Below are 12,229 nucleotides of genomic sequence, written 5' to 3'. Positions count from 1 at the left end.
ATGGAGATGATTCTATTCCGGGATAAAACCCGGGCGCAGCAAACCGATATTGTTGCGGTGCAGTCGCAGGTGGTATACGGCAGCGTGGGCAACAGTATCGCTGTGCCAAATATTCGTACCCATCGGCTGAACGTGACTGCCGTGCCGACGGTGCTGTTCAGCAACACGCCGCACTACGACACTTTCTACGGTGGGGTGATCCCCGACGAGTGGTTTAGCGGCTATCTTAAGGCCCTGAACGAGCGCGAGATCCTGCGCGAGCTTAAGGCGGTCACCACTGGCTATATGGGCAGTGCCAGCCAGATAAAACTGTTGGCCCAGTGGCTCAAGACCATCAAAGTGCAGCATCCCGATCTGCTGGTGCTGGTCGACCCGGTTATCGGCGATATCGACAGCGGGATGTACGTGAAACCGGATATCCCTGAAGCCTATCGCGAGCATCTGCTGCCGCTGGCGCAGGGGATTACGCCGAACGTCTTTGAGCTGGAAGTGTTAAGCGGCAAACCGTGCCGTACTCCTGAAAGCGCGATTGTCGCCGCACAGGGGTTGCTCTCAGATACGTTGAAATGGGTTGCGATCACCAGTGCGCCGGTGGCCGATGACCCGGAAAATATCCACGTGGTGCTGGTGAGTAAAGAAAGCGTGACCGTGAGCGCGCACCCTCGTGTCGAAACCGATCTGAAAGGGACGGGCGATCTGTTCTGTTCGGAGCTGGTCAGCGGAATTGTCGAAGGCAAAACCATTGCTGAGGCGATTCGCAAAGCAGGGGATCGGGTGACGGACGTGATGGTTTATACCCAGTCGAAAGGTTACGACGAGCTTATTCTCCCCGCATAAACAAAAATGGCGCCCGAAGGCGCCATTTCTTTGTGCGGCAAGAATTACTTCTTGATGCGGATAACCGGGGTTTCGCCCACGGTCACGCTGCCGGACAGTTTGATCAGTTCTTTGATTTCGTCCATGTTGGAGATAACAACCGGAGTCAGGGTAGACTTCGCTTTTTCTTCCAGCAGTGGCAGATCGAATTCAATCACCGGGTCGCCAACTTTAACGCGCTGGCCTTCTTCTGCGATACGCTTGAAGCCTTCGCCTTTCAGTTCAACGGTGTCGATACCGAAGTGAACGAACAGTTCGATACCGCTATCAGATTCGATAGAGAACGCATGGTTGGTTTCAAAAATTTTACCGATGGTGCCGTCAACTGGAGCAACCATTTTGTTGCCAGTTGGTTTGATAGCAATGCCATCACCAACGATTTTCTCAGCAAACACTACATCCGGCACGTCTTCGATGTTGACGATCTCGCCGGAGAGCGGAGCAACAATCTCAATAGTTCCGGAGTCTTTCTTATCATCAGAAACCAGAGATTTCAGTTTATCGAACAAACCCATGATCTTCTCCTAAGCAGTAAATTGGGCCGCATCTCGTGGATTAGCAGATTGTTTTTTCTTCAATGAACTTGTTAACCAGCGTCATTAACTCGTCCGTTGTCGGTTGAGCAAGAGCCTGCTCTGCTAACACCTTCGCATCTTCGAAGTTCGTGTTACGGATAATCTTCTTAATGCGCGGGATGGAAATGGCGCTCATAGAGAATTCGTCCAGACCCATACCCAGCAACAGAAGTGTAGCACGTTCGTCGCCTGCAAGCTCACCACACATGCCAGTCCATTTACCTTCTGCATGAGAAGCATCAATTACTTGCTTAATAAGCGTCAGTACGGACGGTGACATTGGCTGGTAGAGATGTGAAATCATATCATTACCACGGTCAACTGCCAGGGTGTACTGCGTTAAATCATTGGTGCCGATACTAAAGAAATCAACTTCTTTGGCTAAATGACGCGCAATTGTTGCGGCTGCTGGTGTTTCCACCATCACACCCACTTCGATTGACTCGTCAAACGCTTTACCTTCGTCGCGCAGTTCCTGTTTGTAGATTTCGATCTCTTTCTTCAGTGCACGCACTTCTTCAACAGAGATGATCATCGGGAACATGATACGCAGTTTACCGAAAGCGGATGCACGCAGAATCGCGCGAACCTGGTCACGCAGGATCTCTTTACGATCCATGGCGATACGCACTGCGCGCCAGCCCAGGAACGGGTTCTCTTCTTTCGGGAAGTTCATGTACGGCAGCTCTTTGTCGCCACCGATGTCCATGGTACGGACGATAACCGCCTGAGAGCCACAGGCTTCAGCCACGGCTTTGTACGCAGCGAACTGTTCTTCTTCAGTTGGCAGCGCGTCACGGTCCATGAACAGGAATTCAGTACGATACAGACCTACACCTTCCGCACCGTTGCGCTCAGCGCCTTCAACGTCGCGTACGGTACCGATGTTCGCGCACACTTCTACCTGATGGCCGTCCAGCGTAATGGCTGGCAGGTCTTTCAGTTTAGCGAGTTCCGCTTTCTCGGTTGCAACCTGCTCCTGAACGGCGCGCAGCTGCTCGATATCTTCGTTAGTTGGGTTGACGTAAACCTGGTTGTTTACGGCATCCAGAATCAGATAGTCGTCGTTTTTCACCTGAGCAGTGACGCTACCGGTACCCACGATGGCAGGCAGTTCCAGAGAACGCGCCATGATAGAGGTGTGGGAGGTACGGCCACCTGCATCAGTGATGAAACCCAGCACCTTGTTCAGGTTCAGCTGTGCGGTTTCGGACGGGGTCAGGTCGGCGGCAACCAGGATCACTTCATCCTGAATCGCGCTCAGATCGATAATGGCCAGACCCAGGATGTTGCGCAGCAGGCGCTTACCGATGTCACGTACGTCAGCCGCACGTTCTTTCAGGTATTCATCATCCAGTTCTTCCAGGGCAGTTGCCTGACCTTCGATAACTTCATGCGCAGCCGCGTCGGCCGTCATGCCTTTATCTTTAATCAGGGCTATGATTTCCTGCTCCAGCTCCTCATCTTCGAGCAGCATGATGTGCCCTTCGAAGATGGCTTCTTTTTCTTCACCGAAAGTTTCGCCAGCTTTAGTTTTGATCGCTTCCAGTTGCGCAGATGCCTTGGCACGACCGCTCAGAAAACGTTCAACTTCCTGATCAACCTTGTCGGCAGAAATTTTTTTCCGGTCAATGACGATTTCGTCTTCTTTCAGCAGCAGTGCTTTGCCGAAAGCGATACCCGGGGATGCTAAAATGCCTGAAATCATAACCCTACCTTACTTGTGACTGATATTGAAAAGAACCCGTTAACTTACTCGAGCTCAGCCATCAGTTTAACCAGATGCTCAACTGCTTTCTGCTCGTCTTCACCTTCCGCAGAGATGGTGACAACGGTGCCCTGAGTCAGGCCCAGAGTCTGCAGTTTGAACAGGCTTTTTGCGCTAGCGCTTTTGCCGTTGGAAGTTACAGTGATTTCAGAAGTGAAGCCTTTCGCTTCTTTAACAAACTGAGCAGCAGGGCGGGTGTGCAGACCGTTCGGAGCGGTAATGGTAACTTCTTGCTGGAACATTGTATTTCCCCAACTTATAGGTTTAGTGTTGTGGAACTAAAGTCTAGCCTGGCGGCTTAACTTTAGCCTGTATTGTTAGCGCTGACGTTTCAATCGTCATTAAACATTATGCAGCGAAAGCAAGACTTGAACCAAATCATAAAATCGATTCAGCAAGGCTATTTCATTCACTGATTAATTTCACGCTTCAAAATAATTGCTGGTTTAAATACCAGACACAACGGGGTGAAGCAATGCCAGGAGGGGTAAAACTTTGAAGCAGGCCACAAAAAAGCACCTGGAAAGGTGCTTTTTTACGCGTTTTTAACATGCTGGCATCACTGTTGCAGTTCTTTCTCAGTGAAGAGATCGGCAAACAGTGCAGTGCTCAAGTAACGCTCACCCGAAGAAGGAAGGATAACCACAATATTCTTATTGGTAAAGGTCTCATCTTCCTGAAGTTTGAGTGCGGCCGCAACGGCAGCACCGGAAGAGATCCCCGCCAGAATGCCTTCTTCATCCATCAAACGACGTGCGGTTGAGATCGCTTCTTCGTTGGTAATGGTCACGACTTTATCAATCAACTTCAGATCCAGGTTGCCTGGAATGAAGCCTGCGCCGATACCCTGAATTTTATGCGGGCCTGGTTTTAGCTCTTCACCTGCCAGAGCCTGAGTGATAACTGGTGAGTCAGTTGGTTCAACGGCAACGGTAATCAGGTCTTTTTTACCTTTCGTGCCTTTAATATAGCGGGACACGCCGGTTAGCGTACCGCCGGTACCGACGCCAGAGATAAACACGTCAACCTGACCGTCCGTATCTTCCCAGATTTCCGGACCGGTCGTTTTCTCGTGGATTTCCGGGTTAGCCGGGTTGCTGAACTGCTGCAGCAGCAGATATTTTGCCGGATCGCTGGCCACAATCTCTTCGGCCTTCTGAATGGCACCTTTCATGCCTTTCGCGCCTTCGGTCAGAACCAGGTTTGCACCCAGCGCTTTCAGCAGCTTGCGACGTTCAATACTCATGGTTTCAGGCATGGTGAGCGTCAGCTTGTAGCCACGCGCCGCAGCCACATAGGCCAGAGCGATACCGGTGTTGCCGCTGGTCGGCTCAACCAACTCTACGCCGGGTTTCAGCACACCACGTTTTTCCGCATCCCAAATCATGTTTGCACCAATGCGGCATTTAACGCTGAAGCTTGGGTTACGTGATTCGACCTTCGCCAGAATGCGTCCATTACCGATACGGTTCAGTCGAACCAGGGGCGTGTGACCGATAGTCAGCGAGTTGTCTTCATAAATCTTACTCATGGCCTGTCCTTAACTGTATGAAATTGGGATACCGACCCAGCATACCTGTTGAACAGGTAGGGGGAAGTAAGGAATTCGCATATCTATATACTGCAAGGAAATAATGGGGATCAGTATGGAATAAGGGGCGGCATAAGCCACCCCTGCTTTACACATTTTTGCATTATTTCCATAACGCGTGCTTAGCACGGTAGCAGTCCACCCACATTGCCGTCGCGCCGCAAACGGCGACGGGCATGATGAACAGATTCAGGAACGGGATCATGGTGAACAGGCTGGTCAGCGCGCCAAACTGCATATTGGTCACTTTCCGCGTGCGCAGGGCGGTGCGCATCTCTTTAAACGGCACCTTATGGTTATCGAACGGGTAGTCGCAGTACTGAATAGCCAGCATCCAGGCGCTGAACAGGAACCACAGCACGGGCGCTACCGTCTGGCCGATACCGGGCACGAAATACAGAATAAGCAACACAATCGCGCGGGGCAGGTACCAGGCAAATTTCTGCCATTCGCGTTTCATGATGCGCGGGAGGTCTTTCATGATCCCCACTACGCCCGTATCCGGCGGTGTCGCACCGGTGAGCCGTGCTTCGAGTTGTTCTGCCAGCAGGCCGTTAAACGGTGCGGCTATCCAGTTCGCAATTGTCGAGAAGAAATAGCCAAACACCAGCAGCACGGAGATCACCGCCACCGGCCAGAGAAGGTAGTTAAGCCACTGCAGCCAGTCCGGCACGTAACTCATCAGCGACGGGATCCAGTTCTCGAGCTTTGTGAACAGCCACCAGAACGCGCCGCCCATCAGCACAATGTTGATGAGCAGGGGCAGTATGACGAAGCGGCGCATACCCGGTAGAGAGACCAGTTTCCAGCCCTGAGAAAAATACCAGACACCGCTGCGCGGGGATGAAGAAGATGTTGAAACCATAACCAGGCTGTACTCCTTTTTACACAACCAGTGGAATTGCCCGCCTATATTATCCAGTTACGGACCAATGACCAGTTCGGAAATGTTCGAAAAAACAGCAAAAAGCACGTTTTAGCGCATCTTTATGCTGTGAATGCTCTGCATACACTTGCACTTGAGTTAAACGGCAAATACTCTTAGTGAGTAAATGTTTGCCGTGGTGGCAAGGTGTTAGAACAACAGAGAATATAATGATGCAGGATTTGCGTCTGATATTAATCATTGTTGGCGCGATCGCCATAATCGCTTTACTGGTACATGGTTTCTGGACCAGCCGTAAAGAGCGTTCTTCTATGTTTCGCGATCGCCCACTGAAGCGCATGAAGTCCAGTCGTGATGACGATGACGTTGAAGACGACATCGACGGTAGCGACGACGACGGCGTGGGTGAAGTTCGTGTTCATCGGGTCAATACTGCGCCCGGCGCAGGACATGGGGAGCAAGAAGCGCCTCGTCCTTCGCAGCACCAGTATCAACCGCCGTATGCTTCCGCACAGCCGCGCCAGTCAGCGCCACAGCCTGTGGAAGAACCGGTGCGTCAGCCGCCGCAACAGCCGGTTCATCAGCAGCCCGCTGCGCCGCAACCTGTGCCTCAACAGCCTGTGCAACAACCTGTACAGCAGCCAGTGCAGCCGATTCAGCAACCGCAGCAGCAGCCTGTCCACGTGCAGCCTGCGCCTCAGCCAGCTCCCGCGCCACACGTTGAGCCAGAGCCCGTTGTAGAGCCGGAGCCGGTTGTCGAAAAACCGCAGCGCAAAGAAGCGGTAATCATTATGAACGTTGGCGCCCATCATGGTAGCCACCTTAATGGTGACGTGCTGCTCAACAGCATTGAGCAGGCAGGTTTCAAATTTGGCGACATGAATATTTTCCATCGTCACCTGAGCCCTGACGGGAGCGGCCCGGCGCTGTTCAGTCTGGCAAATATGGTCAACCCAGGTACCTTTGACCCGGAAATGACCGGTGATTTCGTGACGCCGGGTGTGACGATCTTTATGCAGGTTCCGTCCTACGGTGACGAGCTGCAAAACTTCAAGCTGATGCTGCAGTCCGCTCAGCACATTGCCGACGAAGTGGGTGGTGTGGTGCTCGACGATCAGCGTCGAATGATGACCCCGCAGAAATTGCGCGAGTATCAGGACCGCATCCGCGAAGTTAAGGAAGCCAACGCGTAATCGTCGCGTTTACTTCAACTCCTCCTCAACCCCCGCCTGTCGGGGGTTTTTTCTCATTGATGGTGCGATATGGACTCAATCGAACAACAACTCACTGAACTGCGAACCACGCTTCGCCATCATGAATACCTCTATCATGTTATGGACGCGCCGGAAGTTCCGGATGCGGAGTACGACCGCCTGATGCGCGAGCTGCGCGAGCTGGAAACTCAGCATCCGGAGTTAATCACGCCGGACTCCCCGACGCAGCGCGTCGGTGCGGAACCGCTGGGTGCTTTCAGTCAGGTACGCCACGAAGTCCCGATGCTGTCACTGGATAACGTCTTTGATGAAGAAAGTTTCCTGGCGTTTAACAAGCGCGTCCAGGATCGTCTGAAAAGCAGTGATTCGCTGAGCTGGTGCTGCGAGCTGAAGCTGGACGGTCTGGCGGTCAGCATTCTTTATGAAAACGGCGTGCTGGTGCGTGCCGCGACGCGTGGTGACGGTACGACGGGCGAAGACATCACCACCAATGTGCGTACCATCCGCGCGATCCCGCTCAAGCTGCACGGCGAGAATATTCCTGCGCGTCTGGAAGTGCGCGGTGAAGTGTTCCTGCCTCAGGCGGGCTTCGAGAAAATAAACGAAGAGGCACGCCGCACCGGCGGGAAGGTGTTTGCTAACCCACGTAATGCGGCGGCAGGCTCTCTACGCCAGCTTGACCCACGTATCACCGCGAAGCGACCGCTTACTTTCTTCTGCTACGGTGTTGGTATTCTGGAGGGCAGCGAGCTGCCGGACACGCACCTCGGACGTCTGCTGCAGTTTAAGGCGTGGGGTCTGCCGGTCAGTAACCGCGTTCAGCTCTGCGACTCTCCGGAGGAGGTCCTGGCGTTCTACCACAAAGTGGAAGAGGATCGCCCAACGCTCGGCTTTGATATTGATGGCGTTGTCATCAAGGTCAATTCACTGGCGCTGCAGGAACAGCTGGGCTTTGTGGCACGCGCGCCGCGCTGGGCGGTGGCGTTTAAGTTTCCTGCTCAGGAGCAGATGACCTTCGTTCGTGACGTAGAGTTCCAGGTTGGCCGTACGGGTGCCATTACCCCGGTCGCCCGTCTGGAGCCCGTGCAGGTTGCTGGGGTGTTGGTGAGTAACGCCACGCTGCATAACGCTGATGAAATCGAACGCCTGGGCCTGCGCATTGGGGACAAAGTGGTGATCCGCCGCGCGGGCGATGTGATCCCGCAGGTGGTTAACGTTGTGGAGTCAGAACGCCCTGCTGAAACGCGCGAGATCGTCTTCCCGACCCACTGTCCGGTGTGCGGCTCGGACGTTGAGCGTGTGGAAGGCGAAGCGGTGGCGCGCTGTACGGGCGGCTTAATTTGTGGCGCGCAGCGTAAAGAGTCGCTGAAGCATTTCGTCTCCCGGCGGGCGATGGACGTCGACGGCATGGGCGATAAAATTATCGATCAGCTGGTTGAGAAAGAGTACGTTCACACGCCAGCGGATCTATTCAAACTGACCGCGGGTAAACTGACCGGCCTGGATCGCATGGGGCCGAAGTCAGCGCAGAATGTCGTTAACGCGCTGGAAGCGGCGAAAGAGACCACTTTCGCCCGCTTCCTGTACGCGCTGGGTATTCGTGAAGTCGGCGAAGCGACAGCGGCAGGGCTGGCGGCGTACTTTGGTACGCTGGAGGCGCTGGAAAAGGCAAGCATCGACGAGCTGCAAAAAGTACCGGATGTCGGCATTGTGGTCGCCACGCACGTCTTTAACTTCTTTGCTGAAGAGAGCAATCGTGAGGTCATCGGCAAACTGCTGGAAGAGGGCATCAAATGGCCCGCGCCGGTAGTGGTCAATGCAGAAGAGATCGACAGTCCGTTTGCCGGTAAAACCGTGGTGCTGACCGGCAGCCTGAGCCAGCTTTCCCGCGACGACGCTAAAGCGCGTCTGGTGGCGCTGGGGGCCAAAGTGGCAGGCAGCGTATCGAAGAAAACCGACCTGGTGATCGCCGGGGAAGCGGCCGGTTCGAAGCTGGCGAAAGCCCAGGAGCTTGGCATTGCCGTTATCGACGAAGCCGAAATGATGCGCCTGTTAGGAGAGTAACGTGGAGAAAGAGCAGCTCGTTGAGATCGCCAATACGGAGATGCCGTTCGGTAAATACAAGGGCCGCAGGCTGATCGATTTGCCTGAAGAGTATCTGCTGTGGTTTGCCCGTAAGGATGAATTCCCTGCCGGGCGATTGGGTGAGCTGATGGCTATCACGTTACTGATTAAAACCGAGGGGCTGACCCAGCTGGTTCAACCCCTCAAACGTCCTTAAGCCTTCGCTGCGCGGGTCTCTTCCTGCGCCAGCTTTTCGGTCTGGCGTTTGTAACGACGCGCCAGCACCGCACAGACCATCAGCTGGATTTGGTGGAAAATCATCAGCGGCAGCACCATCATCCCAATCACCGAGGTTGGGAACAGAATGTTCGCCATCGGGATGCCGTTCGCCAGGCTCTTTTTCGAGCCGCAGAAGACAATCGTGATTTCATCCGCTTTATTAAAGCCGCATTTGCGCGCCACAAACACATTCACCGCAATCACTATCGCCAGCAGGATAATGCTGACGACCACGATAAACAGCAGTGAACCTGCGCCAACCTTATGCCAGATGCCGTTGACCACCGCTTCACTGAAGGCGGAGTAAACCACCAGCAGAATCGACGTCTGGTCGGTTTTTGAAATCCATTTTTTATGCTTCGCCACAAACGCGCCGGTCCACGGTCGGGAAAGATGCCCAAGCACAAACGGCAGCAGCAACTGCAGACAAATTCTTCCGACCTGCTCCAGGTTGCCCTCTGCACCGTGCATGTTCATCAGCAGGCCCACCAGCAGCGGCGAGACGAAAATCCCTAACAGGCTGGAAGCGGATGCTGAACAAACTGCCGCCGCCACGTTGCCGCCTGCCAGCGAGGTAAAGGCGATAGCAGACTGCACGGTAGCGGGAAGAATGCACAGATACAGGAATCCGGTATACAGGGCTGGATCGACATTCACCGGCGCCCACCAGGCAAACAGTACGCCCAACACAGGGAAGAGGATAAAGGTGCTGCACATCACCCACAGATGCAGTCGCCAGTGTCCGCCGCCTGCAATGATGGCCTCGCGGGAGAGTTTGGCGCCATGCATAAAGAACAGCAGGGCGATGGCCGCCGTGGTCAGCCCTTCAAAGAAGGGGACGAAACCGCCGCGAGCCGGGAAAAATGAGGCCAGTAAAACGGTCACCACCAGGGTAAGCGTGAACGGATCAAGGATACGAAAAAGTTTCATAATCACTCCTGAAAGCAGATGTCGCTATTGTGCTTTCTTCCGTTTGAGAAATAAAATTGATTTATTGCATCCATTCATGAATTAAACAGATGAATTATTCATTACGTCAGCTTCGTGTTTTTGTCACCGTGGCGCAGGCTCGCAGTTTTAGCCGGGCGGGGGAGATGATCGGCCTCAGCCAGTCGGCCGTCAGCCATAGCGTTAAGGAGCTGGAAACGCAGACGGGAGTGAAATTGCTTGACCGGACGACGCGTGAGGTGGTGCTTACCGAAGCGGGGCAGCAGCTGGCGACGCGTCTGGAGAGGCTGCTGGACGAGCTGAACAGCACGCTCAGGGATGTGGGGCGACTCGGACAACAGCTTTCCGGCACGGTGAGGGTGGCAGCGAGCCAGACCATCTCCGCGCATCTTATTCCTCAGTGTATTGCCGAAAGTAATCATCGCTATCCGGATATTGATTTTGTTTTGCATGACAGGCCGCAGCAGTGGGTGCTGGAGAGTATCCGTCAGGGGGATGTGGATTTTGGCATTGTTATTGACCCTGGTGCGGTAAGCGACCTGGAATGTGAAGCGGTGCTCTCAGAACCCTTTTTGTTGCTTTGTCGCGATGACGACGCGCTGGCATCGCTGCCACACGTGACATGGCAGGCGTTGCAAGGGGCAAATCTGGTGCTACAGGATTATGCTTCAGGAAGCCGCCCGTTGATTGATGCCGCGCTTGTCGCTCAAGGTGTGAAGGCAACCATTGTGCAGGAGATAGGGCACCCGGCCACGTTGTTCCCCATGGTCGAAGCCGGGATTGGGATAAGTGTACTACCGGCGCTTGCGCTGCCGTTGCCGCAGGGGAGTCGCTTAACGGTGAGGCGTTTTACGCCCTGCGTTCAACGCCAGCTGATGCTGGTTCGACGTAAAAACCGTTCTCTCTCAGGGGCGGCTCACGCCTGCTGGGACGTGGTGCGCATGCAGGCTCAGCGCTTAATGGAAGCCCGCACGCGCGATCCCCTGTTTAACGATCAGATATAGATATCAATCTTGTGCTCAGCGGAAGGGTTGTTGACGCCTTCCGTCACTGACTGACTGCTTTCCTGTTTTGGCATCTCTTCTTCTGCCTGCTGACGCTGCAATTGCGCCAGCTGTGCCTGCAGCATAGTCAACTGAGATTCGAGTAACTCCTGCTGCTTTTGTTTTTCTTCTGTTGTTGCATCACTCAGTGCCACTTCTTTGAGTTGCTGAGTGGCTTTTGTTATCTGTTTCATCAGCCGATTGATCTGGGAGGCAATGTCATTGCTACCAGAACTGTTATCAGCACTGCCGATTTCTATCGCCGACAGAGAAACTGCATTGAGGGTTGTCATAATGAGATCCTTTTCGCCATAAAACAGAGGTATCGGCAAGGAAAGGATTAGCTTGAGCAAAACTGCCATATCTGGCAGGTTCGAATTGATTAAATCGCAGATAGCAAAAAAGCGCCTTTAGGGCGCTTTTTTACATTGGTGGGTCGTGCAGGATGACTCGCTTCGCTCGCCCTTTGGGCCGTCGCCGTAAACGGCTCCGTTGCCTCTCTGCGTTCGGCTCGAACCTGCAGCAGGTTCGAATCATCCATATTGCAGATAGCAAAAAAGCGCCTTTAAGGCGCTTTTTTACATTGGTGGGTCGTGCAGGATTCGAACCTGCGACCAATTGATTAAAAGTCAACTGCTCTACCAACTGAGCTAACGACCCGAAATGGTGGGCGATGACGGGCTCGAACCGCCGACCCCCTCCGTGTAAAGGAGATGCTCTACCAACTGAGCTAATCGCCCATTTCGGAACTGCTGCGATAAGGTGAGAATGGTGGGCGATGACGGGCTCGAACCGCCGACCCCCTCCGTGTAAAGGAGATGCTCTACCAACTGAGCTAATCGCCCAATCTCAATTCTTATCTACACTGCGAGTCTACTTAAAGTAGATGGTGGGTGATGACGGGCTCGAACCGCCGACCCCCTCCGTGTAAAGGAGATGCTCTACCAACTGAGCTAATCACCCCCGCTGTGTGGAGTCGCATTAT

The 12,229-nt window shown here is 53.8% G+C and carries 12 protein-coding genes, 4 tRNA genes and 1 other RNA gene; 5 read left to right on the top strand and 12 right to left on the bottom strand.

Annotated elements, in window-relative coordinates; all coding sequences use genetic code 11:
• Complete coding sequence (gene pdxK, locus KW829_RS05235) at positions 1-837, top strand: pyridoxine/pyridoxal/pyridoxamine kinase (protein WP_042716109.1); 837 nt, start codon at positions 1-3, stop codon at positions 835-837.
• Between the two features lie 44 nt (positions 838-881).
• On the opposite strand, the gene crr is transcribed toward pdxK, so the two are convergent.
• The 5 genes from crr to cysZ all read right to left on the bottom strand — a co-directional run bounded on the left by crr (position 882) and on the right by cysZ (position 5,675).
• Positions 882-1,391 (bottom strand): PTS glucose transporter subunit IIA, encoded by a 510-nt coding sequence (crr, locus tag KW829_RS05230; protein ID WP_003861316.1) that lies wholly within the window; start codon positions 1,389-1,391, stop codon positions 882-884.
• Positions 1,392-1,431: 40 nt separating this feature from the next.
• The gene (gene ptsI / locus KW829_RS05225; protein WP_218307736.1) at positions 1,432-3,159 is read right to left on the bottom strand and encodes a phosphoenolpyruvate-protein phosphotransferase PtsI; all 1,728 of its coding nucleotides are present in this window, start codon (positions 3,157-3,159) and stop codon (positions 1,432-1,434) included.
• A gap of 44 nt (positions 3,160-3,203) precedes the next feature.
• Positions 3,204-3,461: a phosphocarrier protein Hpr gene (gene ptsH, locus KW829_RS05220; protein WP_000487600.1), complete on the bottom strand. Its 258-nt coding sequence runs from the start codon at positions 3,459-3,461 to the stop codon at positions 3,204-3,206.
• Positions 3,462-3,778: 317 nt separating this feature from the next.
• Entirely contained in the window at positions 3,779-4,750 is a 972-nt protein-coding gene (gene cysK, locus KW829_RS05215) for a cysteine synthase A (protein ID WP_010433759.1), read from the bottom strand.
• Between the two features lie 163 nt (positions 4,751-4,913).
• Positions 4,914-5,675, bottom strand: coding sequence for a sulfate transporter CysZ (cysZ, locus tag KW829_RS05210; protein ID WP_218307735.1), 762 nt, complete (start codon positions 5,673-5,675; stop codon positions 4,914-4,916).
• A 230-nt stretch (positions 5,676-5,905) separates the two neighbouring features.
• Here cysZ and zipA point away from each other — a divergent pair, with 230 nt between their 5' ends.
• From zipA to KW829_RS05195, 3 genes are all read left to right on the top strand, one after another.
• Positions 5,906-6,889, top strand: a complete 984-nt coding sequence (zipA, locus tag KW829_RS05205; protein WP_010433757.1) for a cell division protein ZipA — start codon at positions 5,906-5,908, stop codon at positions 6,887-6,889.
• Between the two features lie 69 nt (positions 6,890-6,958).
• Positions 6,959-8,974: an NAD-dependent DNA ligase LigA gene (ligA, locus tag KW829_RS05200; RefSeq protein WP_218307734.1), complete on the top strand. Its 2,016-nt coding sequence runs from the start codon at positions 6,959-6,961 to the stop codon at positions 8,972-8,974.
• Position 8,975: 1 nt separating this feature from the next.
• Positions 8,976-9,191, top strand: coding sequence for a DUF3820 family protein (locus tag KW829_RS05195; protein WP_003861328.1), 216 nt, complete (start codon positions 8,976-8,978; stop codon positions 9,189-9,191).
• Here KW829_RS05195 and KW829_RS05190 read toward each other — a convergent pair.
• Complete coding sequence (locus KW829_RS05190; RefSeq protein WP_010433751.1) at positions 9,188-10,183, bottom strand: bile acid:sodium symporter family protein; 996 nt, start codon at positions 10,181-10,183, stop codon at positions 9,188-9,190. The genes KW829_RS05195 and KW829_RS05190 overlap by 4 nt on opposite strands.
• A gap of 89 nt (positions 10,184-10,272) precedes the next feature.
• Between KW829_RS05190 and KW829_RS05185 the strand changes: the two genes are divergently transcribed.
• Complete coding sequence (locus KW829_RS05185) at positions 10,273-11,205, top strand: LysR family transcriptional regulator (RefSeq protein WP_089597876.1); 933 nt, start codon at positions 10,273-10,275, stop codon at positions 11,203-11,205.
• Here KW829_RS05185 and KW829_RS05180 read toward each other — a convergent pair.
• From KW829_RS05180 to KW829_RS05155, 6 genes are all read right to left on the bottom strand, one after another.
• Positions 11,196-11,537: a FlxA-like family protein gene (locus KW829_RS05180; RefSeq protein ID WP_010433747.1), complete on the bottom strand. Its 342-nt coding sequence runs from the start codon at positions 11,535-11,537 to the stop codon at positions 11,196-11,198. The genes KW829_RS05185 and KW829_RS05180 overlap by 10 nt on opposite strands.
• 136 nt (positions 11,538-11,673) lie before the next feature.
• A non-coding RNA gene (locus tag KW829_RS05175) (RtT sRNA) lies at positions 11,674-11,799 on the bottom strand.
• A gap of 29 nt (positions 11,800-11,828) precedes the next feature.
• Positions 11,829-11,904 (bottom strand) — tRNA-Lys (locus KW829_RS05170).
• A 4-nt stretch (positions 11,905-11,908) separates the two neighbouring features.
• Positions 11,909-11,984: transfer RNA gene (locus KW829_RS05165), tRNA-Val, on the bottom strand.
• Between the two features lie 29 nt (positions 11,985-12,013).
• A tRNA-Val gene (locus KW829_RS05160) sits at positions 12,014-12,089 on the bottom strand.
• A gap of 42 nt (positions 12,090-12,131) precedes the next feature.
• Positions 12,132-12,207: transfer RNA gene (locus KW829_RS05155), tRNA-Val, on the bottom strand.
• Between the last annotated feature and the right edge of the window lie 22 nt (positions 12,208-12,229).

This window comes from Enterobacter sp. ENT02 (genome assembly GCF_019219165.1).
Lineage (GTDB): Bacteria > Pseudomonadota > Gammaproteobacteria > Enterobacterales > Enterobacteriaceae > Enterobacter > Enterobacter mori.
Note: the sequence above shows the minus strand (reverse complement) of the source record. Positions and strands in the feature narration are given on the sequence as shown.